General features: G+C 52.9%; 26 protein-coding genes. 5 read left to right on the top strand and 21 right to left on the bottom strand.

The genetic code is table 11. The annotated features are described in order from the left end of the window. The first annotated feature begins 114 nt into the window (after positions 1–114). Together GO013_RS09500 and GO013_RS09495 are read left to right on the top strand one after the other, a co-directional pair. On the top strand, positions 115–1,353 hold the full coding sequence (locus GO013_RS09500; protein WP_163810499.1) for a BPL-N domain-containing protein: 1,239 nt from the start codon (positions 115–117) through the stop codon (positions 1,351–1,353). A 156-nt stretch (positions 1,354–1,509) separates the two neighbouring features. Further along, positions 1,510–3,411 (top strand): FapA family protein, encoded by a 1,902-nt coding sequence (locus GO013_RS09495; protein ID WP_163810497.1) that lies wholly within the window; start codon positions 1,510–1,512, stop codon positions 3,409–3,411. Here GO013_RS09495 and truA read toward each other — a convergent pair whose 3' ends face one another. The 20 genes from truA to argJ all read right to left on the bottom strand — a co-directional run bounded on the left by truA (position 3,412) and on the right by argJ (position 22,262). After that, a complete protein-coding gene (gene truA, locus GO013_RS09490; protein ID WP_163810496.1) occupies positions 3,412–4,158 on the bottom strand; it encodes a tRNA pseudouridine(38-40) synthase TruA in 747 nt (248 codons plus the stop codon). Positions 4,159–4,282: 124 nt separating this feature from the next. Then, positions 4,283–4,957, bottom strand: coding sequence for a magnesium transporter MgtE (locus GO013_RS09485; RefSeq protein WP_239057813.1), 675 nt, complete (start codon positions 4,955–4,957; stop codon positions 4,283–4,285). After that, the gene (gene fliJ / locus GO013_RS09480; RefSeq protein ID WP_163810492.1) at positions 4,917–5,357 is read right to left on the bottom strand and encodes a flagellar export protein FliJ; all 441 of its coding nucleotides are present in this window, start codon (positions 5,355–5,357) and stop codon (positions 4,917–4,919) included. Before fliJ ends, GO013_RS09485 begins: the two co-directional genes overlap by 41 nt. 36 nt (positions 5,358–5,393) lie before the next feature. Continuing rightward, positions 5,394–5,567, bottom strand: coding sequence for a hypothetical protein (locus tag GO013_RS17005; protein WP_203529497.1), 174 nt, complete (start codon positions 5,565–5,567; stop codon positions 5,394–5,396). 84 nt (positions 5,568–5,651) lie between these two features. After that, on the bottom strand, positions 5,652–6,929 hold the full coding sequence (locus GO013_RS09475) for a hypothetical protein (protein ID WP_203529495.1): 1,278 nt from the start codon (positions 6,927–6,929) through the stop codon (positions 5,652–5,654). A 119-nt stretch (positions 6,930–7,048) separates the two neighbouring features. Then, on the bottom strand, positions 7,049–8,236 hold the full coding sequence (gene dinB / locus GO013_RS09470) for a DNA polymerase IV (protein WP_163810490.1): 1,188 nt from the start codon (positions 8,234–8,236) through the stop codon (positions 7,049–7,051). Between the two features lie 34 nt (positions 8,237–8,270). Beyond that, complete coding sequence (locus tag GO013_RS09465; RefSeq protein WP_163810489.1) at positions 8,271–9,674, bottom strand: cobyrinate a,c-diamide synthase; 1,404 nt, start codon at positions 9,672–9,674, stop codon at positions 8,271–8,273. A 59-nt stretch (positions 9,675–9,733) separates the two neighbouring features. After that, the gene (locus GO013_RS09460; protein ID WP_163810487.1) at positions 9,734–10,465 is read right to left on the bottom strand and encodes a tetratricopeptide repeat protein; all 732 of its coding nucleotides are present in this window, start codon (positions 10,463–10,465) and stop codon (positions 9,734–9,736) included. Positions 10,466–10,541: 76 nt separating this feature from the next. Continuing rightward, on the bottom strand, positions 10,542–11,912 hold the full coding sequence (gene nhaA, locus GO013_RS09455) for a Na+/H+ antiporter NhaA (protein ID WP_163810485.1): 1,371 nt from the start codon (positions 11,910–11,912) through the stop codon (positions 10,542–10,544). Positions 11,913–11,950: 38 nt separating this feature from the next. Next, entirely contained in the window at positions 11,951–14,524 is a 2,574-nt protein-coding gene (locus GO013_RS09450) for an EAL domain-containing protein (RefSeq protein ID WP_163810483.1), read from the bottom strand. Continuing rightward, positions 14,521–15,753 carry an ABC transporter substrate-binding protein gene (locus tag GO013_RS09445; RefSeq protein WP_239057812.1) on the bottom strand — a complete coding sequence of 411 codons (1,233 nt, stop codon included), beginning with the start codon at positions 15,751–15,753 and terminating at the stop codon, positions 14,521–14,523. Before GO013_RS09445 ends, GO013_RS09450 begins: the two co-directional genes overlap by 4 nt. Positions 15,754–15,902: 149 nt before the next feature. Next, a complete protein-coding gene (locus GO013_RS09440) occupies positions 15,903–16,382 on the bottom strand; it encodes a metallophosphoesterase family protein (RefSeq protein WP_163810479.1) in 480 nt (159 codons plus the stop codon). Positions 16,383–16,403: 21 nt separating this feature from the next. Further along, a complete protein-coding gene (locus GO013_RS09435; RefSeq protein WP_343219559.1) occupies positions 16,404–17,225 on the bottom strand; it encodes a VacJ family lipoprotein in 822 nt (273 codons plus the stop codon). Beyond that, the gene (locus tag GO013_RS09430) at positions 17,222–17,866 is read right to left on the bottom strand and encodes an ABC transporter substrate-binding protein (protein ID WP_163810478.1); all 645 of its coding nucleotides are present in this window, start codon (positions 17,864–17,866) and stop codon (positions 17,222–17,224) included. The genes GO013_RS09435 and GO013_RS09430 overlap by 4 nt, the downstream gene beginning before the upstream one ends. A 19-nt stretch (positions 17,867–17,885) precedes the next feature. Continuing rightward, positions 17,886–18,332 carry an outer membrane lipid asymmetry maintenance protein MlaD gene (gene mlaD, locus GO013_RS09425; RefSeq protein ID WP_163810476.1) on the bottom strand — a complete coding sequence of 149 codons (447 nt, stop codon included), beginning with the start codon at positions 18,330–18,332 and terminating at the stop codon, positions 17,886–17,888. Further along, entirely contained in the window at positions 18,326–19,180 is an 855-nt protein-coding gene (locus GO013_RS09420; RefSeq protein ID WP_163810474.1) for an ATP-binding cassette domain-containing protein, read from the bottom strand. Before GO013_RS09420 ends, mlaD begins: the two co-directional genes overlap by 7 nt. Before the next feature lie 8 nt (positions 19,181–19,188). Further along, positions 19,189–19,995: an ABC transporter permease gene (locus GO013_RS09415; RefSeq protein ID WP_163810472.1), complete on the bottom strand. Its 807-nt coding sequence runs from the start codon at positions 19,993–19,995 to the stop codon at positions 19,189–19,191. A 165-nt stretch (positions 19,996–20,160) separates the two neighbouring features. Then, positions 20,161–20,781, bottom strand: coding sequence for an HD domain-containing protein (locus tag GO013_RS09410; protein ID WP_163810470.1), 621 nt, complete (start codon positions 20,779–20,781; stop codon positions 20,161–20,163). A 92-nt stretch (positions 20,782–20,873) separates the two neighbouring features. Further along, a complete protein-coding gene (locus tag GO013_RS09405) occupies positions 20,874–21,071 on the bottom strand; it encodes a 2-hydroxymuconate tautomerase family protein (protein WP_163810468.1) in 198 nt (65 codons plus the stop codon). A gap of 9 nt (positions 21,072–21,080) precedes the next feature. Continuing rightward, positions 21,081–22,262: a bifunctional glutamate N-acetyltransferase/amino-acid acetyltransferase ArgJ gene (gene argJ / locus GO013_RS09400; protein WP_163810466.1), complete on the bottom strand. Its 1,182-nt coding sequence runs from the start codon at positions 22,260–22,262 to the stop codon at positions 21,081–21,083. A gap of 114 nt (positions 22,263–22,376) precedes the next feature. Here argJ and GO013_RS09395 point away from each other — a divergent pair, with 114 nt between their 5' ends. After that, positions 22,377–23,111, top strand: coding sequence for a sulfite exporter TauE/SafE family protein (locus tag GO013_RS09395; RefSeq protein WP_163810464.1), 735 nt, complete (start codon positions 22,377–22,379; stop codon positions 23,109–23,111). A 64-nt stretch (positions 23,112–23,175) separates the two neighbouring features. Further along, positions 23,176–23,655: a DUF3124 domain-containing protein gene (locus tag GO013_RS09390; protein WP_163810462.1), complete on the top strand. Its 480-nt coding sequence runs from the start codon at positions 23,176–23,178 to the stop codon at positions 23,653–23,655. A gap of 85 nt (positions 23,656–23,740) precedes the next feature. Here the strand turns inward: GO013_RS09390 and GO013_RS09385 are convergent, their stop codons facing one another. After that, positions 23,741–24,226 (bottom strand): CinA family protein, encoded by a 486-nt coding sequence (locus GO013_RS09385; protein ID WP_163810460.1) that lies wholly within the window; start codon positions 24,224–24,226, stop codon positions 23,741–23,743. An 86-nt stretch (positions 24,227–24,312) separates the two neighbouring features. Between GO013_RS09385 and GO013_RS09380 the strand changes: the two genes are divergently transcribed. Further along, entirely contained in the window at positions 24,313–24,735 is a 423-nt protein-coding gene (locus tag GO013_RS09380) for a hypothetical protein (RefSeq protein ID WP_163810458.1), read from the top strand. The last annotated feature ends 452 nt before the right edge of the window (positions 24,736–25,187 follow it).

Raw genomic sequence — 25,187 nt, 5'->3', positions numbered from 1 at the left:
AGAGCAAAAACGCCAGTCTGCGAAACTGACGGCCTGAAATATCGTTTGGTTAAGCTTGCCTCCCGGGGCAGGCCTTGGTAGCGTGCGCACTTACCCTTGTCGAGGGGGCCGCATATGTCAAGCATACATATATATTGGGACGAATCCCATTTTTGGGGACTTTTGATCACACGGGCACTGTCCGCGTGGGGTATTCCCCATCGTCTTGTACGCGGCCAAGAAATAGCTGATGGCGCGCTCTCTGGCAAGCTCGGAGACACGCCAAAGCTCCTTATCGTTCCCGGAGGACGGGCCAAAGGCAAGGCGGATCGGTTGACCGCACGGGGAATGGACGCCATCTGTCAATTCGTTCACGATGGCGGCACCTATCTCGGATTCTGCGGCGGCACGGGTCTGGCCCTGACCGGCCCGTATGGACTGGGACTCTCACCCTGGACTCGCCGGGGCTACAAAAATCGACTCCACCACTTCTTATCCGGCCATGTCAACGTGACCCTGACGCAAGGGAATTCCCTGATCCCCGACGACATGAAAGATGCCCTGCTCCCGGTCTGGTGGCCAGGCCGATTCGCTCCGAAGGACGACTCCGTGACCGTGTTGGCCCGATACGGAAAACCCGGCCCGGATTTCTGGGTCGCAGACATCAATCTGTCCACCCTGCCCAAGGGGACCATGGCGGATTGGGAAAATCTGTACGGAATCCATCTCAGCCCGGATTTCATGGATGGTCTGCCCTGTGTCACGGCCAACGACTTTGGTCAGGGAACAGTGATTCTGAGTTATGCACACCTTGAAACTCCAGCCTCACCACATGCGAACCACTGGCTCCAACACATTTTGGGCAAGGCCCTGGGTACCACGTTCGACACTGGCCCGGTCCCGGCATGGGATATCTCGGCCCGCCCGACCCATTGGGATGACCCCATCCTTCTCTCAGCCCAAAAGGCCATGGAACAGATCATCACCACTGGCACGGACCACTTCCTGCTCTTCTGGCGCAACCCGTGGCTCCTTGGCTGGCGACGTGGCATTCCCGGCGCCGGTATCAATTCGTTATACTCGCTCATCTGCGAATCCGTGGCCACCGAACCCAATAATGATGCTCTCGAATTCTGGAACCGGAATCGCAACCGTTTCAAAGAGCTGATGGACCTTTTGGTCAATGGCCTGACCGGCTATCTCCTCGCCGAACGGCTGGCCATGACAGTCTTCCATTCCGACCCGTTGGCCGTCTCGACCGAAGGACTCCGCGAACAACGTCGCGCTCTGTTCGGCATCCCCCCGGAACCAGGGGGAATCCACGCCGATCTCGTGGCACTCCTTGAAGAATTGTACTGGCGACTTTCCCGCTAAAGCAAACCATAACTACTCCTATAAATACTTCTTTCTTCGAGGAATTGCCAGACTCGAGAATCCTGTGATAGGTCTTTTTTAGACTCTGGATTTCCCTTTTTTGCAAAGACGCCCTGTGACCTGACCCTCAACCATTTTCTCATTGACGGTGGAATAATGGCAGACGAAAAAGCACATACAAAAGGCCTGGACGCACGATTTCGTTTCGCCATGTCCAAAGACGGCATGAAACTTGGAGTGAACCGCTATTTCCCTCCCGATGGAGGAGAGCAGCCCAGCGTCAGTCTGCTGCGAAAACAGGTTGCCGAAGCCGGTGTCCAGCTTCCCGTTGACGATGTCGCTGCCAGACGAATCATCGATGCCATCACTCAAGAAAAAGAATTCAAGGGCATCACTCTGGTGCGAGGCATTCCAGCACAAGAGCCCCGAGACGCAACACTCATGGCCCTTGGCGATCTCAAATTTCCTGTTTTCCCGAACGATCGATTCATTCGATTCCGCAAGGCCCAAAAAGCCGCGAACGGTCAGACCATCGACGGTCATACATTGACGCCCAAAGGCGTTTTCAAACCGGAAGAAATCTCCATCGAAGCCGGAGACAACGTCCACTGGGATGCCGTTAGCCAGTCATATATTTCCGAAGTATGGGGTATGGCCTCAGTCTCGGACGGCATTGTTTCGGTCTTCCCCATTCCACGCATTTCAGAAGACGCCGTGGAAATTTCGGGAACACTTCACCATCAGGACTTCAAAGGCAACCGCATCACCCCGAAACGCATTGACAAGGAAATGCGTGATCTCGGCGTCGTCATTGACGTTGACCGCACAGCACTTGACGAAAAGCTGAGCCAAGCCAAAAGACTTGGCCTTCCCTTGCACGAACAGACGCTCGTCAAAGGCGCACACCCGGTTCCGGGTCGGGATGGTTGGCTCGAATATCTCGTTACCACCAGAGAGACAACTGGGACCGAAGACACGTCGGGACGATTGGATTTTCGCAACAGGGGAACCTATCCGACAGTCCGAACCAATCAGGCCATCGGCAAATTGCACCCACCCACAACGGGAGAAGGAGGCATTGACCTCTATGGCAAGACCATCCCGGCTCATGAAGGGAAAGAACTGCATGTCCACCTTGGCGAAAACGTGATGCTCGATGACGACGAGATCACCTTTCGCTCCAAGGCAAAAGGCATCGTCGTCATGGAACGCAACACGCTTTCCGTCACCGAATGTCTCGTTATTCCGGGCAATGTGGACCTGAATTCCGGCAACATCAAGGTGGAGCACGGCTCCATCAAGATTCTCGGGTCCGTCCAGGCCGGATTTTCCGTCTCAGCCCCGGCGCACGTCATTGTCGAAGGGTCCATCGAAAGCGCCACGGTCTATGCCGGAGACCTGATCGAGGTCAAAGGGGGCATCCTCATGCCGGATGGGGGAGAAGTGGTCTGTGACGGGGACATCATTGCCAACTACATGACCAATGCGAATGTCCGGGCCGGAGGCGACATCCATGTGGCCAACGAAATCCTCAACTCCACGATCTCTGCGGATGGTCGTTTATTCGCCACTTCGGGCAAAGGCGTCATCAATGGTGGAACGATCCTGACTCGCAAAGGCGTCGAAGCCAACGAGACCAGCTCGGAGCTTGGCGTGATTACCGTCATCGGGGTCTACCTTGAACAACAGGAAGATGACGACCTCCGCCTGAAACGGAACAAGGTGCGGCAGGCCATCGCGAAAATCGACGAGGCCATCGGCACATCGTCTCCCAAGGAACTGCTCACCCGCGCACCCAAGGACAAACGACAGGCCATCGCCAAAGTGCTCAAACATCGGGCCGCTCTGGCCAAATGTCATCAATCGGTGGAAAACAGGATGCAAGACCTCATGGTTGCTCATCAACGGGAACTCGATGGCATCGACATTCAGGTCAAACGAATGGTCTACCCGGGAACCACCATCAAATTCTGCAAAAAGGTCAAGCCCATCACGCAGCGCATGGAAGCGAGTACCTTCTTTTTCAGCGAAAAGGACCGCGATATACTGACCAGATAATTAGTGCGGATACTCCACCTGCATCAGGGTCAAGCCCTGCGGCGGCACCGTGGCTGGAGCCTGTGTCCGATCACGACCATCCAGCAGTTTTGAGACGGCATCCGGAGACATCCGACCTCGACCACACGCCACCAGACACCCCACCAGATTGCGGACCATCTGTTTCAAAAATCCGTTGGCCGAGAACCGCCACATCGACTCATGGACCGTCTGGCCGGGATGTCGCGAAATCTCACTGATGGAACGAACCGTTGACGAAACGTCAGTTCCCACATTCTGAAACGCGGCGAAATCATGCTCGCCCACCAATATCCGGGCCGCCGCATCCATGGCAGAAAAATCTACCGGGCCACAGTCCCACACGAATAAACGCCGCTGGGGCAGACAGAACTCGCGTTCATGCCAGAGGGAGTATTCATACGTCTTCGATCCGGCAGAATACCGGGCGTGAAAGGTCAAGGGAGCCTTTGCCGCAGCAACCACCCGGACATCCTTGGGCAACAGGGCATTCAGGCTGCGCCGCCACGGAAAATCCTCCCGGGCATCGTCACAGTCAAAATGCGCGACCTGTCCCAGGGCATGAACCCCGGAATCAGTCCGGCCCGAACCATGCACCCGAATGGGTGTGCCCAAAATCGTGGCAAGTACTTTTTCCAACTCGCCCTGCACGGTCCTGTCCCGGGGTTGCAACTGCCACCCGCAAAAATCAGTCCCGTCATAGGCAAGGGTCAATCGAATACGAATCATGCGCCCGGGTATACCCGAAACATCCCGAACTGGAAAGACCACCCCCAAAAGGCCACCAGAGGCTTCCCCACAAAAAAAGGGTGCGGCTCAAAACCACACCCTTTCCATCATTTTCCTCTCAAAATCACATGTCGGCATCAAAGGGAATTTGCAATTTGGTCAGCTCTTCCGAAAGCCGCGCCGCCTTGTTCGCCTCTACAAACGAAAGGATCTGACCGGCCTGACGACCCCGCATCCCGGACAACACCTTCACGGCCAAGTCGTCGTCCATGTTCTGCAAAATCTCGGCGGCCTTCTTGGCCTTGGTGTTGGAGAGCATATCCACCAACTGCTTGACGCGCTTGTCCTTGACCCGCTTGGCCTCGTCGAGCATCTGCCGCAATTCGGCGTGAAGCTTCTCCACCTTGGCGGCCTCGGCCTTGATACTGGCCTCCATCTCCTTGAGCGTGCGCTCCTTGATGGCGAGCTGTTCCTCTTTGCGCTTGAGGGCTTTCCACTCCTTGGGCAAATCGTCTTCTGTCCGCAACGCGGCGGCCTTGTCCGCTTCAGCCTCTGCCTGAATCCGCCGGTTGGCCTCTGAATCAGCCGTATCCGCAATGGGAGTGGAAGACGGTTTTTCGGTTTCCGCAGCACTGGCCACAGAGGCCACACTGTCGGGCAAAACCGATTCCACGACCTTGAGTGTCAGAGAATCGACACTGAGCATTCCGAATACCGCGAGCTTGAGCAACGCCAAAAAGACGAGGCTGGCGAGAATTCTAGAAATTTTGAGATTTGTACCGAAGCGTTGCCATTTCATCGTTTTCCTTCTCTTGGCGGGCGTTTTCTTCGTCATGATGCTTCTTGGCTTGTGTTGCCTTGAGCTTCTCCAGAAGTTTTTTTTCCTTGGAGCGTTCCACGGCCTCCGTCCGACATCTTTGCAATTTGAGTTCCAAAGTATTCAGGTTCACCCGTTCAACAGAAAGATCCTGAGTCAACGCGTCCTTGTACTGCCGCCACAACCACATATCATTGGCTGAAGAATGGGACGTGTTTTCCGTCAGCAGATGTTTCCGCAGTTGCTCTTCCAACGCAGTTACCCTGGCCGCCTGCGTCTCCCGCGCAGCCTTGGCCAATGCCAAAGCACCCTTGGCCTGCTCTTCGAGCTGCTCCCGGTATTCGAGAACCTTTTCCAGTTGAAATTCAAATGGTTTTGACACACCCGTCTCCCGCTATTCTTCCAGAAAAACAGCCAGTTATTTCTTGGCTGAAACAGGACTTCCAGCCAAACCGCAATACCCTTTTCCCCGGGTTTCATCAGCCCATCGCCACATCATGCACATGGTAACCTGACACATCTTCATTTTATCATCGTGTGTTTTAAGCAGGGGACAAAACATGAACTTGGCATCACTTTCACTGACCAACATGGTATTCTCCTTGGCAAAAAAACGGCGCGTCACCAAATGGAACGCGCCGTCAATATAGCGTGGATACGAGTTTCCTGCCAGCGTTTACCCTTCCGGCATTTCCTTGACAGGGGTTTCGACGACAACCGGAGCCGGTGTCGCAACCACTTTCGGGGCTGCGGGTGCATCACCAAGCGTCACCAGCGTTTCCATGCCGAGCATACTCTTGAGCTTTTCCAAGGCCAAAACCGACCGACGACCTTCTTTGTCCAAAACGTTTGCATAGCCGCCGTCCGCGATGATCTCTGCATATTCTCCAGAATTGAGTTTGGGATCATTCTTGAAACGGGTTTCAAAATTCCTGGCATACTGGCGGATCAGCACATCCATTTCGATATCAGACATGGAGACCACGTCAGCCATGTTCTGCACCACCGATTCAGGGGTCAGATCCGTGGACTCGACTACCTTTTTGAAACTCCGGGCATACCGAAGACTTCCGTCATAGATATGGCTCCGTTTGACCACGTTCATTCCAGCCCAACCCGCGTTCAGCCACTTGAACAGGAACACGGAACTTTGTGGCGCGGTCGCGTCATGCTCCACGAAAATCTGCACCGAACCGGACGAATACATGAAGGTATCCATCCACCCGATCATGCCCTTGTTCAATCCCTCCAGACCGGAATAGAAATAATCCCATTGCGTGTCATTCAAGATCGCGCCTTTGCGGCCAACATCAGATTTGCCGTCCTGCTCCGTGACGGACACCAAAACGTTTTTTCCCTGATAGTTAAGCAGAATGAGCAGCCGATTTGAATCATAAGCATAATAGGCTTCAGCAAAGGAGTCCGGCGTATTGGCCTCAAATTCACGTCCCCGGACAAACACCGGTTCGGTCAATGTCGGCAGTTCTTCCCACAAGCCCTTGTCCCGGGTCAGGAACTGGCTGTCCTTGTGCCAACCGGACAACCGAAGCACCGCTGGGCACAACAGATAATTGGGAATATCCGGGTTGTAGAAATACCGTAAAATCGTATCGAGATCCGTGGCGACTTCCTGCCGCAAACAGATGCCTTTTCCCTTGAATCGTTTGGCCGGAGCGATATTCTTGGGGTCATCGGTCGTATTCACGACAAAATCCAGCATGGGCTGAATTGCCTGAAGGTTGAACTGGGCATTGTCCCCTTCCAAAACCTGAAATACATGGTCAAGTCCGGCCTCGACAGCCGAGTCCAAGGCAGCGGGTTTGGGGGACAGATCAACGTCCATCAATCCTTCCGGGTCTTCGGCAAAGGCCGAAGAAACAGCCAGCAGGGAACAAACGAGCATGACCCAAAAGCCATGGGCAACAGTTTGAAAACGCACACTCTTTTTTTTCATATATCCATATTGGGTTACGCCGCACAGACATGCGGACAGTTAATGTCACGTCTCAAGGCATGATGTAGTAATCTTTCATGGCCTTGGCAAGTTTCTGCTATATCGATGAAATGATGAACTTATTTATCAGAATCCGTTTTTTTTCCCTGAAATCCCAGCAGGTCCACACGCGTCACGGCTGTCCCACCAAATTTACGGCGGACCGCATCCACGGCCTTGTCCAGTTCGCTGGTCGCTTCCAGTTCCAACGGCGACTCTTCAAAAAGCATGACCTGTCGTGTGCGTATTTCAAAATTGGAAACGCCGACCCCGATAAGTCGCACGGCCCGGCGCAGCCGCTCCCGTTGCAAAAGGCCACACACGGTTTCGAAAATGACCGAGGTTTCATCCGTGCGTCCATCCAGACTTTTGGACCGCGTGATCTGCTTGAAGTCAGCGTATTTGATTTTGAGCGTCACGGTCCGCCCCTTGTAGCCATGTCGTCGAAGATCTGCCCCAACCCGTTCCGATTGAACAAGCAACCACTTCTTCAAAATATCTCTGTCCGTGGTATCTTGATGAAACGTATTTTCCGCGCTGCAACTCTTGGCACCCGAGGAAACCATGACCGGCGTCGGGTCGATTCCACTGGCGCGATCATGCAGTGCACCACCATACTTGCCAAGTCTTTCTTCCCAATAATAACGTGGTTTACGCAACACATCGCCACAGGTTCGAACTCCATGCCGTTTCAATCTTTGAACAAACTTTTTACCGACACCGGGAATTTTCTGGACGGGTAGCGTGTGCAAAAATGTCGGGACATCCTGGTGATGCACGATGAAAATACCATCTGGTTTATTCACATCGGATGCGATCTTGGCCAAAAAACGAACCGGGGCGGCACCAACGGAACAGGTCAATCCAGTGACCTCCACCATCCGGGTCTTGATCCGCCGAGCGACTTCGTCAATCGGCCCGAACAGTCGCTCCAGTCCGGTCCCATCCAGATAGGCTTCATCCACACTGGTCTGTTCGACCGTCGGAGAGAACTCGTGCAACACGCCCATGGCCAGACGCGAAACAGCCTTGTACCGCTTCATCCGACCGGGCACGAGAATGATATTCGGGCACAATTGCCGCGCCTTGACCACGCTCATGGCCGAATGCACGCCATACGCCCGGACTTCATAGCTTGCGGCTGAGACAACCCCCCGTTCAGAAGACCCACCGACCGCCACGGGCTGACCGCGCAATTCGGGGTTATCGAGCTGCTCCACAGAGGCAAAAAAGGCGTCCATGTCGATGTGAAGTATCCAATGCTGCATACCCAATGATCCTGACTCCATTCGAAATCAACAATCAATCCTGCATGTTCCGAATAGATTCACGCTTGCACGCATCCACGAAATAGCGCGCCATCTCAGGCTGACTGCCAAAATGCATATGCACATACGACCCGAGCGTATTCCCCATCTGAAACCCTTCCGGAGTCGTGATCGGTCCCTTGCGCCCGGTCATGGAATACACAGACGGCAACGATTGCATTCCCGGCTCATCCTGAATCGAAGAATAATGAAATTCATGGCCACGCCCACAGGTTCCGGCCGGTCCCAAAAGTGTTTCGGCCTGCGTGGTCACTTCCCGGTATCCAAGGGCACGGAATTTTTCAAACATCTCTGCCCGAATCGGAAAGACCCCGGCCATGGCATATCGCCCCCGCCCCGTAATGATGTCGTTCATCAAATACATGAACCCGCCACACTCGGCGTACACCGGGCGTCCTGATTCGCAAAATGCCTTGATCTCTCGACGAAGCCGGGTGTTTTGTCCCAACTCAAAGACAGACAATTCCGGGTATCCTCCTCCCAGATACAACCCATCAAGATGTTCAGGCAGCCGCGTATCTTCAAGGGGTGAAAATTCCACCAAGCGAGCCCCGGCCGTGCGCAACAGCCGCAGATTCTCTTCATAATAAAAACAAAAGGCATTGTCCCGAGCCAATCCGATGGTGACACTGGGCAACTGGGGGACCGGCTCGAACGGCGGATCAACAGCAATTTGCGGCAAGGTTTCGAGCAGCGCGTCCAGATCAAGACCGGTTTCCACCCAATCGGCCAACCGCTGATATCGATCCATGTCCGGGCCTTCCTGATTCGGCGTCACCAATCCCAAATGGCGCGACGGAGTGGCGATCGCTTCATCCCGTTTCAGACAGCCGAGCACTGGCACATCCGGCATGAGCGACATGGCTTCACGAAGCAAATCCCCATGAGATTCGCTACCGACCCGATTAAAAATGACCCCGACAATATTCACCTCGGGATCAAAATCGGCATACCCCGAGACAAGTGCAGCTGCGGACCGAGCCATGGACCGTGCATCCACCACCAGAATCACTGGCAATTTCAACGTCTTGGCCATCTGCGCGGTGGACCCTTCATCCGTAACCCCGGAAATGCCGTCAAACAGCCCCATGACGCCCTCGATCACCGCGACATCGGCTGACGCTCCATACCGATTGAAAATATCAATATTCGTTGTTTCGTCGAGCATCCATCCATCGAGATTGTGACTTGGCACAGGCTGGCCGTCCCGGGCACAGGCCAGGGCATGGTGTCCGGGATCAATAAAGTCCGGTCCACATTTGAATGGTTGCACAGCAAGTCCCTTGCGTGACAGAGACGCCATCAACCCCAATGCGATTGACGTCTTGCCACATCCGCTGTGCGTTCCCGCGATAACAAAACCTTTGAGCGTACTCATGCGTATCCTTGATCCATATTTTCACTGCCAACACAGCAATCAGCCATGGGAACGATTCTTCAAACCAATCCCTTGCCGGTGAGATATTCCAATAATTTTTTGCCTTCGGGGTGCGCCGGATCAAGATCCAGACACCGGGACACCGCCTCTCCGCATTTGGCCCAATCTTCACGCTCGAACTGCGCCCGGGCCAGATTGTACCACAAGTTCTCATCGTCAACCGCGAGATCCAACGCACGCCGATAATAATCCACGGCCTGACCGATCAATTTCTTCTTGCGCAAGGCAATGCCATATTCATTGAACAAATGCTTGTGATCCTGTCCAAAGGCCGAATCGATCTGGATGATCCGATCAAAGACCTTTCGGGCCTTGTCGGTTTCATCCCGGGCCAACAAACACAGTCCAATGCCAAAATTCGCCCGCACATTCTGTTCGTCTAGATTCAAGGCGTTGGCGTATTCATATTCTGCGGTAAAGGTCTCTCCACGTTTGCGGAACTTGTCACCACGGGCCACGGATTTCTGGACCTTCCGCAAATTACCGACAACTTCCTTGAAAAGCTGCGGCATGGGCAAATAGTCGGCCAACAATTGATCCTTGGTGATCTCTTCCACTTCACCAAACGGAACATGCTTGGTGTTCAATCCCTGAAGCAGAATAATCTCATCATCCACTTCCTGCGCATAATACAGCGCGGACTGTGCAACACGTCGGGCCGTGGTGCCGGTCCCGATTTTCGCTCTTCGTTCAATGGAAAAAACACCTTGAAGCCGGTTGTCTACGTTCATATTTCACTATCCGACAATAACGTTGAGTGAACTGCCCGCTCGTGCAGGGCAGCAGGTCTCCGCACCGTACACGTCTTCAGTCGTGTTGAGAAGTCTCTCCCGAGAGCAACTCCTCGACGGTTGGCGCACTGCGCAGAACAAAATATCCGGCAATGCCCGCCACCACAGAGGCTCCAAAAACGGCTGTCTTGGCACCGGTCAACAAGAGGGGAGCGTCCCCAAAAACCAGCGTCGCGATAAACAGGGACATGGTGAAGCCGATGCCGCCGAGCAATCCGATCCCGATAAAATGTCGTATATGGACGCCGCGAGGCACACCGCCGGAAATCCAGAAGATCAGCAGGACAGCACCGACAATCCCGAGAGGTTTGCCGACAACCAGCCCCAATGCGGTCCCCACAGCAACGGGACTGGACATCACGGCTCCCATGTCACCGCCAAAAACCACGCCGGCATTGGCCAGGGCAAAGAGCGGCATGACCGCGAAATCAACCAACGGGTGCAGCCCATGTTCCAATCGTTGCAACGGAGTTTGTGATCGGGAGGTGACGTATTGCATGGACAGCAGGGCCGAAAGCATTGAGGAATTGGTCAGGACAGACGTCCCCGGTCGCATCGCTCCCTTGTACTCTTCCAGCACATCAGTTGCATTCTGGACAAAGGCGGACGCGTCACATCGGGTCCGGGCCGGAATCATGAAAGCCATGAGCACACCGGCAACCGTGGAATGCACACCGGATTTCAAGACCGTCAACCATACCAGAAGCCCCACGATCGCATAAAATGCCGGCGATCGTATTCCCAGACGATTTCCCACAAAGGCCACAAGAAGCAACCCGCCGGCTGCCATGAGAAGACCAAAAGAGATATCGGCGGTATAAAAAAATGCAATCACGAGGATACCGCCGAGATCGTCTACAATGGCGACAGCGGTCAAAAATATCTTCAACTGAAATGGAACACGATCGCCGAGAAGGCTGAGAATACCAAGGGCAAATGCAATGTCGGTCGCCATGGGGATTCCCCATCCTCTGGCGGATTCCGTGCCCCAATTGACCAGCACATACACCAGCACAGGGACAATCATACCGCCAAGTGCAGCAGCTATAGGCAGGACAGCCTGACTGCGGGAAGACAGTTCCCCCACCAAAAATTCCCGCTTGATCTCAAGTCCGACAACAAAAAAGAACAGAGCCATCAGCCCGTCATTGACCCACAGCACAACCGGCTTTGACAGAGAGGCCTGACCGAAACCAACGGTAAAGCTGGTATCCCGCAAGGCGAAATACGTATCGGACCACGGAGAATTGGCCCAGACAAGCGCGGCAACGGCACTTATAATCAACAGGATACCGCCTGTTGTCTTGGACTTGAAAAAGGCCTGAAATGGTAAAAGCACCTGTTCAATGGGTTCCAAGCCACACGTCAGACGTTGCCTGATGGTCATGGTTTCTTCTCCCTGCTTGACGCGTCCCCGACGCTGAATCACGCTCCGACAGTGCCAGCCAGTAATCGATCCACGGCTTCCACCGTCATGGGTTTATAAAAGAAATACCCCTGCACGAACTTGCATCCTTCGTTTTCCAAGAACTCAAGTTGCCCGGATGTCTCGACACCCTCGGCAACGATCTTGAGTCGCATGGACTCACCCAGGGAAAACACGGTTCGGACAATGGCCTGACTGTCCGCGTCCGTCTCGACATCGATCACGAAACTCCGATCAACCTTGACCACATCAATGGGGAATCGCTGCAAATAGGAAAGTGAAGAATACCCTGTCCCGAAGTCATCAATGCAAATGCTGACACCCAAGTCTTTGAGTTGTTGCAACATCTCTTCCGCCACCGTGGGATTGTCCATCAGGGCTGATTCAGTGATTTCGATATTGAGCGACTCCGGTCCGAGTCCGGAGTCTTCCAAAGCGCGCGCCACCTGTCCGCCCAGCATGGAGTGGCCGAAGTGTTTGCCTGAAATATTGATGTTAATCGTCAGATCCCGACCGGACTCGACCTTTGCCACGGTCTGCCAACGTTTGACTTGAGCGCACGCTTCTTCAAGGACTAAATTATCAATGGAATAGATTAACCCGGTATCCTCAGCCAAGGAAACAAAATCCACCGGGCCAATAATGCCGTGCACGGGATGCCGCCAGCGGACCAACGCTTCGAAGCCGCACACCCGGCGTTTATCCAATTGAACGATCGGCTGATAGTACACTTCGAATTCACGAAGGTCCACGGCCCGACGAAGATCTGTTTCCAGCTCCATGAGCTGCAAAGCCTGATCGTGCATTTTGCGGTTAAAGACCTTGAATCGGGATTTTCCCAGTTCCTTTGCCCGATACATGGCGGTATCGGCATCTCGCAACAGGGCTTCGGGCCGGTCGTACCCATCGGTTTTGAGGACAATACCAAGTGACGCCGACGTAAAGACCTCGTTCCCACCGATATTGAACGGCTGTCGCACACCTTCGAGAATACGGCGGGCAATGGCAATGGCATCCTTTGGCGCGGATATCTCTTCCTGCAAAATAGCAAATTCATCGCCGCCGAAACGAGCGACGGTATCCACGGATCGGCCACAATTTTCCAGCACACGAGCCACGCCGCACAACAATTCGTCCCCGGCATCATGCCCCAGAGAATCATTGACCACCTTGAACCGATCGAGATCCATATACAACACCGCGAACATATGCTTGCGGCGGCGGGACCGTTCCATGGCCATTCGCAAATGATCCAAAAAAAGCGCACGGTTGGGTAGTCCCGTCAACGGATCATGAAAGGCCTGACGTTTCAACTGATCTTCGGCTTTCTTACGCATGGTGATGTCTTCGATGGACCCCTCATAGCAAACCACATGCCCGTCGCCATCCACAATCTTGCGAACATTTTCCGCCACCCAAATAATCCGCCCATCCCTTTTACGAACCTTGGAAATAAAATTCTTGATCTCGTCCTTACCCTCAAGCAGTTTCAAAAATTCCTTGCGGCGATTCGGGTCCACATACATCTGTGTGCCGATGTCGTAGATGGAACTCATGAGGTCTTCGGGCGAATTGTAGCCGAGGATTCGAGCGAGTGCAGGATTCGTGTCCTGAAAACGACCGCTGGGCGACGATTGATAAATTCCTTCCACAGCGTTCTCGAAGATAGCGCGATATTTTTTTTCAGCCTTGCGCAGCGCGTCCCCAATCACCTTTCGCTCGGCGATCTCGATCTTCAACTGGGTATTGGTCCGCATCAATTCGCACGTTCGTTCCTCGACCTTCTGCTTCAAGGCGTCCCGAGCCTCCTGGAGCTGGTGCGTTTTTTCCAGAACCCGGTCTTCCAAATTCCCGACCAGTTCCGAAATCTGACCCGTCATGGCATTCATGGCACGGGCCAATTGGCCGACTTCATCATTGGATTTGATATCCGGCACATTGGTGAAATCCTTGACCGCCACACGCCCGGCGTACTCTGACAACTGGGTCAATGGTTTGGAAATATTCAGGACAAAGACGAATGCCAACAGCACACTGCCCACAAAAAGGACAAGCATGACAAGCTGTTGTTCAACCACTGCTTCCTGAATATTCTGCTGGATCACCGCCATGTCCATGCCGATATGCACGTATCCGGCAATGCCGGTCAAAATTGGGCTGGTCACATGCAGAAATCGTTCGCCACTCAGTTCCACATCCCGAATAATGTGCTCTTCCCGGTTGCGCTGATAGGACGTCTCGACAACCATATGCAGGACGGCTTCCGGCACAATCGGGACAAAGGTGTGCGCGAGGACGGTCCCTTCTTCGTCCGCCACCAGTACATAGGAAACCCCGGCGATGGCCTGATACTGATCAATCCGGGACTGAACCGACCCGGCGTCCTGGCTCAAGATCGTCGAGATATCCGATTCCGCGACACTTCTGGCCAGGGAAAGGGCCTTGGATTCGTACTCCCGCGTCATTTCCCGCTTGATGCGCGTACTGAAAGTAAAAGAGGTGACCAAGGCGATCATCCCAAAGACGACCACCATGAAAATCAGCGGCTTGATAAAAAGTTTGGGTGCCTTCATCGTCGCCACTGCTCCCAATCGTCTACAGACTGAAACAATCCATTGATGACGGTGGTGAAATACACGGTATCCAGCCCCTGATGACCATTCCGGCTGAAATCCACATTGACACCGATCCCCAAATCGAAATTCTGCATGGAATTCATGACTTGTGGAATCCGCGTCCGGCGAGGATCATCTGCCATCCGTTTGACCATTTCTCCCAGAATAACGCCATTCAGAAACCCTTCGAAGCTGACATAACTGTAAACTCTAGGCGTATACTCGTCGTTTCTGGCCACCGGCTCATAGGTATACCCTTCCATGATCTTCCGATACAGCCGCACACCGGGAAGCCGCTCGTCCGTATAACTTGGGACCACCTGCGAATTGATCAGATTTCCGGTGTACTTTTTTGAAACCCGCTTCCCTTCGGCCACGAGCAATTCGAGCATCTTGTCGCTATCGGCAAAAGACAACCCCGCGATGGGATCCGTATACCCATAATTTCGCGCGTCGCGGATAAACGCGGCTTGAGAGGCATAGGTCCCAACGACAATGATGGCATCCGGGTCACTGCTCAACAACAGTTCCACCTCGGAAGAAAAATCTTGGGAAAAAGACGCACCGCGTTTGTACGCAGCTTCACCCGCAAGGGACAAACCGTGTCGTTCCAAGGCCCGATGCACTCCATCCCAGCCGGTTCGACCATAGGCATCGCTCTGATAAAAAACACCGATCCTTTTTCGCCCAATCGCGACAAGGCGGTCCACCAGCCCCTGGGTTTCATCGAAATACGATGCCCGAAGATTGTAGACATATTGACCAAAAGGTTCAGTCCGCAAAGGTTGCGACCCGCTGAAAGGGAAGAGCAAGAAAATATTCTCATCTTCAAATTTTTGTAGCAAAGGAAGAATATGGGTAGTGGTCGGTGTTCCAACATAGGAAAACAGGGCGAAGACTGCATCCTGCTTTATGAAGCGCACGGTATTCTGAAAACACGGGCCAGGATTATACCCATCATTGGCTGGCACAACCTTGATCGTCCATCCGTCTGCGCCGCCAGCGGCATTGAAAGCATCAATATAGGCCATGAACCCGCGGTAAAACTCAATGCCGAGTTCTCCATTCGCGCCGGTAAAAGCTGCGGACATGCCAAAAGTCAACTCACGGGAATTTTCAGCTCTGACCGGCACAGCAGAAAACAACAGAGACATGAGCAGAAGAAGAACAGCTGTCGCACAGCGCATTGTGAAGCTCATTTTTGACACGGTTAATTTATGCCATTCATAGGAAAAAAGCGCAACCAATCTGCCATTTTTCATTGGAGATTAACCGTATTTTCACACAGGTATGTCCAAACGGCAACGAGTTGATAAAAAACACTTCCGAAAAAGGATCAGAAAACGTCCACGAACTCACATTGCATGGTCCCATCGGTCGCAATACTGATCAGGGCAAGGGAACCCGATTCACCCAAAGAGCCAGGATTCACCAATTGCAGACCTTCGACAATCGACCAGTCTCGTGCATGGGTATGACCGTAACAGACGAGGTCATATTCGGGACCAAAGGCTTGAGCAACCGTCACCGGAACATGGGAACGAGGTCCCCAACCATGTGTCACCCCCACGGAGAGACCGTCCCGTTCAAAAGAGGTCATGGGTTTGAGCAAATCGGCGAATTGCGGGTCCCAATCACAGTTCCCACGAACGCACACAAAATTGTCGTGCTGCATGAAGTAGGACCAGATCGCGACAGAAGTGATATCACCACAATGAACAAGAACATCCGCAGGCGCGAGCCATGTGGAATAAACATCGTCAAGCCACGCAGGGACTGACCCCATATGGGTATCCGAGATAACAGCGATTTTCATAATACATCAGGAGGGGAAAAACTATTCAGCGACTTTTTTGGCCCTGAACCGAATGTAGGCGTCACGCACAGCCGCATATTTGTCCACAGCCCCTTCAGTGAGGGCTTCATATTCGTTCCCCTTCAACTGAAGTGACAAGGTATTCACATTGTTGAAGGCCCGAATGGAGACAAATTCAAGAAAGGTGAACCGACCATAGGTCAACGGGTCCATATAGGCATCAGCCACCCAGCCCACGGATTCACGAATGGAACTCGGGCCAATAAATGGCCAGACAAGATAGACGCCATGCCCGATGCCAGCCTTGCCAAGGGTCTGGCCAAAACCGTCGGCTGTTGGCCGTTCTGGCTCCCAATTGCGAGGCATTCCGCCGGTCACATCACCCAATCCCCCCAAGCCGAATGCGGTATTCGCGATGAACTTCGAGGTCTCCATGTAGGCGGCATCGAACTTGCCAGTCAGGATATTGTTGACGAATCGGACGGGAAACAACAGGTTGGTGAAGAAATTATTGACCCAGGTACGCGGCTTGACAGGAACCAGCCAGGCGTATCCCTCGGCAGCAGGACGAAACAGCCCGTGATACAACGCATCATTGATTTCAAACCAGACCCGGTTCCAATAATATAACGGATCAGCGACACGAACCTGCTCTGTATACTCACTGTTGAAATCGTCAAAATCATCTTCTTCATCCATATCAGAAGAAAACTGAGCCAGTTGAACCGGCGTCTCGGACGCAGTGGAGTCCGCCGCAAAAACGGTTCCAGCACACCCCACACACAATGCGGCAAACAAGCAACATATCAGCAGATATTGACGTATTTCAGCACCAGTTTTCACGACGCAAATTCTTCCTTGTCCAGTTCATCCGGCTCATTTCTGTCGAGTTTCTCGACCCGTTCATGAATCAATTGCAACAGATCTTCGGGCGTTCCCTTTTGCAAAATGGCAGAGAACTGACTCCGATAATTCATCACCAGGCTCACACCTTCGGCAACGACATCATAGATCATCCATACTCCATGAACTATTCTTAACCGGAATTCAACGACTATTTTTTTATCTTTATTCATTATTTCCGTAAGAACTTTCGCTTTCTTCCCGGAAATCAATTCTTTTGTGTACTGAACTTTTTCACCGCTATACGCCGGAATCCGGCGAAGATACGACCGCTCCATCAACTGAATGAACGCCTCTGTCATGTCAGCACGCAGTGCCGATGACATCTTGAGCCACGGCTTGCCGATGGAATACTTGGTCACCAATCCGAAATCGATATATTTTTCCGCAGTCTTTCGCAAACGGGTCACCGAGGCGTCATGCTTGTCCGGGTCCAACATATCCGGATCAGACAACATGGCAATCAACTCTTCAACCCCAGCCTTGACTCGGTCCGTCGGCGTCTGATCCGCCAGAGCAAGGCTGCTCGCGAAAAGGACGCTACACATGACCAATACGGTACAAATTCTTTTCAACACCATGCAGATCCTTTCACACTCTTTATACATTGCCAAAGGCGAATTTACTGATGAGATCTTCAAGGTCTATAGCCGACTGCGTGTCAAACAGCGTATCTCCGGCATGAACAGGATCTCCAAGCCCACCAGGCACAATTTTCACGAACTTATCTCCGATAAGTCCACTTGTCTTAATTGCAGCTATGGCATCGTCCGTCAACGTCACCTTCTTGTCGATCATCATGGAAATGGCCGCGACGCCCTTGTCCTGATCTATATGAATTTCCCTGACAAACCCGATCCCCACACCAAACATCTGAATCGGCGCATTGACCTTCAGTCCGGACACATCCGAAAAATTGGCCTTCACTTCATAATATTTATCCGTGAACAACTGCACGTTACCCAGCTTGATGCTCATGTAGACCACGGCGAGCAACCCCATGACCACAAAAATCCCTACTGCGGTTTCTTTTTTCATTTTCAGCATCGGTCACCTTTTCGGATCGTTATGTTTTCGCCAAGTATCTTTGTACAATCACGTTTCAGCATGGACGGGTCCAAAGGAGTCATGGTCAACCTGGGGGCTGTCCGCTCCTCGGCCTTTCTATCCAAAAAACACCGCAAATATGGATCTTCCGTTGTCTCAAGCTGCTCGATCGTGCCCTGATACAGGCATTTTCTTTCTCCCAGAATGACCACATTATCGGCCAATGCACGCATACTTGCCAAATCGTGTGTGACAACAACCATGGTCATGTCGAAATGACACATCATGTCGAGCAGCAACTGATCCAGCTCCGCTGACAAAATCGGGTCCAGCCCGGATGTCGGCTCATCGCAAAACAAGACCTGCGGGTTCATGACCAACGCACGGGCAAGTCCGGCCCGTTTGCGCATTCCCCCGGATAATTCATTGGGATATAATTCCATGGCATGTCCAAGCCCGACCATTTCCAGCCGATCCTGAACAATCCGCAAAATTTCTGCTTCGCCGAGTTTCGTGTGCTCCCGCAAGGGCAGAGCAATGTTATCCTTGAGGCGCAACGATCCCAACATGGCACCGTCCTGAAACAGCACCCCTGTTCGTTGTCTGAGACAATGTTGTTTCTTGGCGGAAATGGAACTGAGATCATGACCGCCCATATAAATTTTACCGCTGATCGGTGCCTGAAGTTGCAGGATATGCCGAATCAATGTGGATTTTCCGCATCCAGAGCCACCAACGACCATGGACAATTTCCCGCCGGGAAATTCGATATTCAGGTCGCTGACAACAGGCCTGCCGCCATAGCCGACAGCCAGATTTTCAAGTCGTATGCTGGGTGCGTTACTCACAAAGACCTCTACCAAAGCAGCGACGTCAAAACATAATCTGCCGCAAGGGTTATCACACAGGATTTGACCACCGCATTAGTGGTGGACTGGCTCACTCCTTCCGGTCCCGCATGACCGGAACGAATATGGGTATAGTATCCTTCAAAACAACAGACGGTACAGACGAGCAGGCCAAAAACGATGGACTTGATGAATCCGCCTTCAATATCATCCCAACTGAGAGCACCATTCACTCTCGACCAGTACACTCCGGCATTGGCCCCCAGCAATTTTACCCCGGTCAACCATCCACCCCACAAGGCGATCAGATTGAAAAAAGCCGTCAGAATTGGAAAACTGATAAGACAGGCGGCCATTTTGGGAGCCACCAGATATCGCATGGGATTGATATCCATGATGGATAGAGCGTCAATCTGTTCAGAAATTCGCATGACCCCGATTTCAGCGGTCATGGCGGACCCGGCCCGCCCCGTCAACATGATCGCCGTGAGCACCGGAGCCAGCTCTCGCACCATGGACAACGCGACACCCGTCCCGAGAAAACCATCAGCACCGAACACGGAGAGGGCATAATACAACTGCATCCCCATGACCATGCCCGTAAACAGTCCGATCAAGGCGATAACACTGACAGATTGCACTCCAATAAAATATATCTGACGGATAATCTTGGAGAACTGCCCTCGTCCCGCAAAAATCAACCGCAACGAATCAAGGGAAAAAAGGAATATTTCCCCTATTTCATCCACAATCTTCCGACACAGTGTATACGGGAAAAAAGCAGGCACTGAATGGTCTCGAATCTTCACAGTCATAAAATATCCATATCATCCAAGACAGATAAAGCACAATAGAGCACTCAAAAAAACACCACGCGCCCTATACAGAGCACAGTATCAAGAAAATCATGTACCCAATATCTTCAAAAACGGCAAGGTTCTCCACCTATTCTCTCTGAACACTTCATCCAAAAAACACCCTCATGACGTTTTTTTGTCATCCTTGCCATTCTTATGGGTCCACCACTCTGAATCAGGTCCCAAAAACCACCAATCCTTGTGATCGGTTTTGGCGATGGTCTCGGCCAATTCCCGACCCCATTTCGTCCGCACCCGTTTCAAGGCCGATTCCAGCCATTGCCCGGCATAGGTGTTGCCCTGGTCGCTCTCTTCCTTGAGATTCAAGATGAAGTCCAATTGGTCAGCATCCTGCGCCAACGTCGCTTCGAGCGTTTCGGTCTCTTCCAATTCGTCCCAATATCCGAGAACAGCGTCTTCCAGTCCGGTGCCATCACAGGCATGTTTCAGGGCCGTGGTCCGTTCCGAGCTGTTATAGAGCTGATTCACGTAATTGAAATCCCCGGTCCGGGCTTCGTGCAGGTCATGAAACAAACACATGTACGTCGTGCGCGCCACGTCAGCATCTGCCATCAGGGCCAACACATGCCCGATGACCGCTGTCCGAAACGAATGTTCGGCCACGGATTCCGATCCTGATCCCAAAAATTGATATCCGGTCCTTGGCGTTTTTCGCAACATACCGCATTCATTTAAAAAATCAACTATTCTGGTCAGTTTATCCCGACCTTTCATATTCACCATTATCCAACGCTCTCCCATCCACTGTCCGCGCCAAATCCACCCAAGCCAGACAGCCCGGCGCACGGCAAACAGGGAAATCTATCGAGTTCTCATCATTTGTCGGGGAACCGTTCCGAACACAGCTCTCCGGCCGCACCCCAATTTTCCTTGGGCACCTCTTCAATCAGCACAGTGACCGCCTCTTTCGGACACTCAAGCATCCTGACAATCTCACGAGTCAAGGTGTCCACCAGCTCACGTTTCTTTTCCAGCGGGGTTCCCGCCCATGTCTGTAGCGTCAAGATCGGCATACAATACTCCTAGGATCGATAATCCGCGTTAATACTCACATATTCCCGGGTCAAATCCGAAGCGAGCAGGATGGAACTGCCGGGACCACTGCCCAAATCGAGGTGAATGACAATATCCCGTTTCTGCATGATCGGCCCGAGCAGGTCGTCCATATCACCGGGTTCTGGAGTCCCATGATGAAAAACGAGGATCCCCCCGATTTTCAGGACCAGATTTTCCGCCTTGAAGTCCGCACCGGAATACCCGGCCGCACAAATAATACGTCCCCAATTGGGATCGGACCCGAAAAGCGCGGTCTTGACCAACGGGGAATTGCCCACGGCACGCGCGACCAATTCGGCATCAGCATCAGTTTTCGCACCCGAAACCTGAATGAAGGCGACCTTGGTTCCGCCCTCGGCATCCATGACGATCTTGTACGCCAGATCTTCAAGCACGGTCAGCAGATGTTTACGGAGCAAGACATGCTCCTCGTCGGATTCAATGGTCACACCGGATGCACCGTTGGCAAGGGCCATCACGCAATCGTTAGTGGACGTGTCGCCATCCACGGTCACCCTGTTGATGGACTGATTCACACAATCCGTCAGCATGGATTGCCACGCCTCCGCGTCAATGGCGGCGTCACACGTAATGAACGACAGCATGGTCGCCATGTTCGGCGAGATCATCCCGGCCCCTTTGCACATGCCGAGCACACGGACTTCACCGTTTTTCAACGAAAACGAAGCCTCACTGATTTTATGGATGGTGTCCGTGGTCATGATGGCCTTGGCCGTGTCTTCCGGGGTTGCCTTGCCAAGGCTCTCGCCAAGGGCCGGCATGGCCGCTTTCCACTGGGTCATGTCAAACTGCGCACCGATCACGCCTGTGGAGGCCGGCAGCAATTCGTCCGCCGGGACATTCAGTGCCTGGGCCGCAAGATTCAGGGTTTCACGACAGTTGGCACGCCCTTCTTCGCCGGTACAGGCATTGGCCTGTCCCGAATTCATCAGGAACCCGGACATCATGCGACCGTCTGCCAGCAACTCCTGACATTGCAGGACCGGAGCGGCCTTGAATTTATTGGTCGTGAACACGCCAGCAGCCACCGCCGGGCACCGGCTGACAATCGCTCCCAGGTCGAGTTTCCCAGGTTTCTTAAATGATGCCGCAGTGGCGGCAAATTCATATCCAACAGGTATATTCATTGAATTCTCCATACCATTTTTTTTCATCGGGTCATCACGGTACCTCAGAGTGCCCCGTGTGAAAAGGGGGAACATGTTGCACAAGAAAGACAGAAGGCGTAACACCACACGGCAATGGAACCACTCATTATCGGACTCGTTCTCGGCACGTTCTTCTTCGCAGCGTTTCTCAAGGGCACGGCAGGTCTCGGTTTTGCCACATCCTGTCTCGGTATCATGGCGAGCTATATCGATTTGCGCCTCGCCATCCCCCTTGTCATCATTCCTTCTCTTCTGGCTAACACCATGGTCATGATCGACGCCGGAAATTTCTGGTCCATCTTCCGCCGATTTTGGATTCTCTATTTTTCCGCGCTCCCCGGGTTGGCTGTCGGACTCTGGATATTGGGCGACAACACCACGGACCTGCCCCGCATGGTCCTTGGCGCAACCATGTTCATGTACGGTTCCTGGGGCTTGTGGCGAGGACAACTTTCCCTGCGACAGACACCGCCTCTCGAAATGGCTGTCGGCCTTTTCACCGGACTCATCAACGGGCTGACGGGTTCGCAGATCATGCCCATCATGCCGTACCTGATGTCACTGGGCATCACCAAAGATGAATTGGTTCAGGCCATCAACACCTCCTTTACCATCGCCAGTCTGGTCATGTTGGCAGGACTGGGCCGGTTGGGACTCCTTTCTGTCGAAAACATGACACTTTCCGCTGTCGGCATCGTCCCGGTAGGACTTGGCATCTGGCTCGGAGGCAAGGTCCGCCGCCTGCTCCCCGAAGCTGTTTTCCGCAAAATCGTCCTCGCATTGATCGCGTTGCTCGGGCTTGCACTGGTGCTCCGCAGCGTTTTGTAGGCTTGCCTTCACCCCCTTGACAGGGCATACAATGAAGACGAACCTGCAACGCAAGGAGTCACCCATGTCTACCCGCATCCTTCGTCCGATCCTGACGGCATTGCTGATCGTGATGCTTTCGGTCCCGGCATTGGCAGGTCGAGAAATCTTTCTCTCGTCCGGGCAAACAGTCTATGTTCCGGTGTATTCTCACATTTATCAGGGAATCAAGGGAAAGCCATACAATCTATCTGCCCTGCTTTCCATTCGCAACGTCGATTACAACGAGCCGATCACCATCACGTCAGTCAAATATTATGACGACAACGGCACCATGCAAAAAGCGTATTTCACCTCCCCGGTCACCATTCCGCCCATGGGGACAAAAGAAGTCTATATCCCGGAACGCGACACATCCGGCGGCTCGGGTGCCAACTTCACCGTCATGTGGGAGAGCACAACCAAGGTCTCCACCCCAATCATCCAGGCGGTCATGATCGGCACGGCTTCATCGCAGGGCATATCTTTCGTGTGTGACGGTGTTGCCATCAAGGAAAAGGAATAGTCATTCCTTCTCACACAATCATACCAAAAAAGAAACGCCTTCAGACGATGCGCTGAAGGCGTTTCTTCTTTTGACGCAGTGAATTTTATTTGGTCACACTCAAAAGGCCATTGACCGCGGCCATGACCGTCTGTTCCTTGACATCCTGTCGTGTGCCGGAAAAAGAATACATTCGCGCCCGGGTGCCTGACGGCCACGCCCAGGCCAACCAGACCGTTCCAACCGGTTTTTCCGGCGATCCACCGCCGGGACCGGCTATGCCGGAAATGGCCACGGCAACATGTGCTCCAACGGTTTTCAAAACACCTTGGGCCATTTCGAGCACCACCGCTTCTGAAACGGCACCGTGTTCTTCCAACGTTTTGGGAGACACGCCGAGCACGTTGGCCTTGACCGTGTTGGAATACGCGACGATCGATCCGGCGAACCATTCCGAACTCCCGGGGGTATCGGTCAAAGTGCTTGCCAGCAGTCCGCCGGTGCAGGATTCTGCCGTGGCGAGCAAATTGTCTTCCACACGCAGGCATTCGCCCACTTCGGCGACGGCCCGAGAAATAAGTTTGATATCCATACTGTCCTCCAGCCACGGCTGTACAAAATCTTCGAAGAGGTTGCAATCTCGGGCAGCCCCTCTGTATCCTGACGCAAGGAGATCCCATGACTATCACCCCGTCCGATCTATTCCAGCTCGCCACACAACGCCATCGCCAGCCGTGGAATTGGAGTTTGCATTTTACCGCGCTCATTTCATGCTGTTTAGCGGTCCTTTTTCACAGTCCTTTTTTCTTGACCGCAACGATCATTCTCGGTGCGGTCGGCTTTCTCGAATTGCGCATGAAAACAACACCGAACACCCGCTGGTTCCGGTTTGTTCACGCGGGCATTGAATGGGAAAAGGATTGGTTTGCAACGCCATGGAATACCGGCAAATGGACACGATTCCTTCTGGTCTTTTGCATCGCAATTTTCTTTCTCTGGGCACTCTGGAGTCGAGAACTGGCCGCCCTCGCCCTGATTATCGGCTTTGGCGCATTGATACGAGTGATGGTGGAGAATTACAAAAATGGGATCAAGCCCTGATTTTTGTCATTTTTTCTTTGAAGAGGGGAAAAAGAAGACATAAGGGAAAGGCCCCATTTTTCCTTGTTTATTGAGCGTTGCGCGCTTCGCGGTGAAGGTCTTTCGAAATTATTCCAAAGGTTTCGCCCTTACAACGACGAGGGGGTGTTCCGGCGACGGTAATTTTTTTCTTTAAAGAACAAAGAAAAAGCACAAGGAAAAGACCAGTTATTTCCTTATTTATTGAGCGTTGCGCGCTTCGCGGTAGAGAGTCATTCGAAATTATTTCAAAGGTTTCGCCCTTACGGCGACCTGCTTTTTGCTTGGCGGCAAAAAGCAGGCATATATGGACCCGCCCATTTGGCAAGTGCTTTTTTTGTTGGCAACGCAGAATCGAATGCTGTCATATATTCGGCCTATACTCTTGATATGGCCCTGATGGATTCCGCGCCTCGGCTCCTCATCAAAAAGGC

Source organism: Pseudodesulfovibrio sp. JC047, from assembly GCF_010468615.1.
Classification (GTDB): domain Bacteria; phylum Desulfobacterota; class Desulfovibrionia; order Desulfovibrionales; family Desulfovibrionaceae; genus Pseudodesulfovibrio.
The sequence above is the reverse complement of the archived record's forward strand: the minus strand, read 5'-3'. Positions and strand labels throughout refer to the sequence as shown.

What these genes read in the sequence shown, in the direction of transcription:
- GO013_RS09385 (WP_163810460.1), bottom strand. Translation starts at nt 24,226, where the DNA reads ATGGATATCAAACTTATTTCTCGGGCCGTCGCCGAAGTGGGCGAATGC.
- GO013_RS09485 (WP_239057813.1), bottom strand. Translation starts at nt 4,957, where the DNA reads ATGAAATGGCAACGCTTCGGTACAAATCTCAAAATTTCTAGAATTCTC.
- GO013_RS09430 (WP_163810478.1), bottom strand. Translation starts at nt 17,866, where the DNA reads ATGGTGTTGAAAAGAATTTGTACCGTATTGGTCATGTGTAGCGTCCTT.
- GO013_RS09460 (WP_163810487.1), bottom strand. Translation starts at nt 10,465, where the DNA reads ATGAACGTAGACAACCGGCTTCAAGGTGTTTTTTCCATTGAACGAAGA.
- nhaA (WP_163810485.1), bottom strand. Translation starts at nt 11,912, where the DNA reads ATGACCATCAGGCAACGTCTGACGTGTGGCTTGGAACCCATTGAACAG.
- GO013_RS17005 (WP_203529497.1), bottom strand. Translation starts at nt 5,567, where the DNA reads ATGTTGGTCAGTGAAAGTGATGCCAAGTTCATGTTTTGTCCCCTGCTT.
- GO013_RS09390 (WP_163810462.1), top strand. Translation starts at nt 23,176, where the DNA reads ATGTCTACCCGCATCCTTCGTCCGATCCTGACGGCATTGCTGATCGTG.
- GO013_RS09440 (WP_163810479.1), bottom strand. Translation starts at nt 16,382, where the DNA reads ATGAAAATCGCTGTTATCTCGGATACCCATATGGGGTCAGTCCCTGCG.
- dinB (WP_163810490.1), bottom strand. Translation starts at nt 8,236, where the DNA reads ATGCAGCATTGGATACTTCACATCGACATGGACGCCTTTTTTGCCTCT.
- GO013_RS09405 (WP_163810468.1), bottom strand. Translation starts at nt 21,071, where the DNA reads ATGCCGATCTTGACGCTACAGACATGGGCGGGAACCCCGCTGGAAAAG.
- GO013_RS09395 (WP_163810464.1), top strand. Translation starts at nt 22,377, where the DNA reads ATGGAACCACTCATTATCGGACTCGTTCTCGGCACGTTCTTCTTCGCA.
- mlaD (WP_163810476.1), bottom strand. Translation starts at nt 18,332, where the DNA reads ATGCTGAAAATGAAAAAAGAAACCGCAGTAGGGATTTTTGTGGTCATG.
- GO013_RS09465 (WP_163810489.1), bottom strand. Translation starts at nt 9,674, where the DNA reads ATGAGTACGCTCAAAGGTTTTGTTATCGCGGGAACGCACAGCGGATGT.
- GO013_RS09475 (WP_203529495.1), bottom strand. Translation starts at nt 6,929, where the DNA reads ATGAAAAAAAAGAGTGTGCGTTTTCAAACTGTTGCCCATGGCTTTTGG.
- GO013_RS09450 (WP_163810483.1), bottom strand. Translation starts at nt 14,524, where the DNA reads ATGAAGGCACCCAAACTTTTTATCAAGCCGCTGATTTTCATGGTGGTC.
- truA (WP_163810496.1), bottom strand. Translation starts at nt 4,158, where the DNA reads ATGATTCGTATTCGATTGACCCTTGCCTATGACGGGACTGATTTTTGC.
- GO013_RS09445 (WP_239057812.1), bottom strand. Translation starts at nt 15,753, where the DNA reads ATGCGCTGTGCGACAGCTGTTCTTCTTCTGCTCATGTCTCTGTTGTTT.
- argJ (WP_163810466.1), bottom strand. Translation starts at nt 22,262, where the DNA reads ATGAATATACCTGTTGGATATGAATTTGCCGCCACTGCGGCATCATTT.
- GO013_RS09380 (WP_163810458.1), top strand. Translation starts at nt 24,313, where the DNA reads ATGACTATCACCCCGTCCGATCTATTCCAGCTCGCCACACAACGCCAT.
- GO013_RS09495 (WP_163810497.1), top strand. Translation starts at nt 1,510, where the DNA reads ATGGCAGACGAAAAAGCACATACAAAAGGCCTGGACGCACGATTTCGT.
- GO013_RS09410 (WP_163810470.1), bottom strand. Translation starts at nt 20,781, where the DNA reads ATGGTGAATATGAAAGGTCGGGATAAACTGACCAGAATAGTTGATTTT.
- GO013_RS09415 (WP_163810472.1), bottom strand. Translation starts at nt 19,995, where the DNA reads ATGACTGTGAAGATTCGAGACCATTCAGTGCCTGCTTTTTTCCCGTAT.
- GO013_RS09500 (WP_163810499.1), top strand. Translation starts at nt 115, where the DNA reads ATGTCAAGCATACATATATATTGGGACGAATCCCATTTTTGGGGACTT.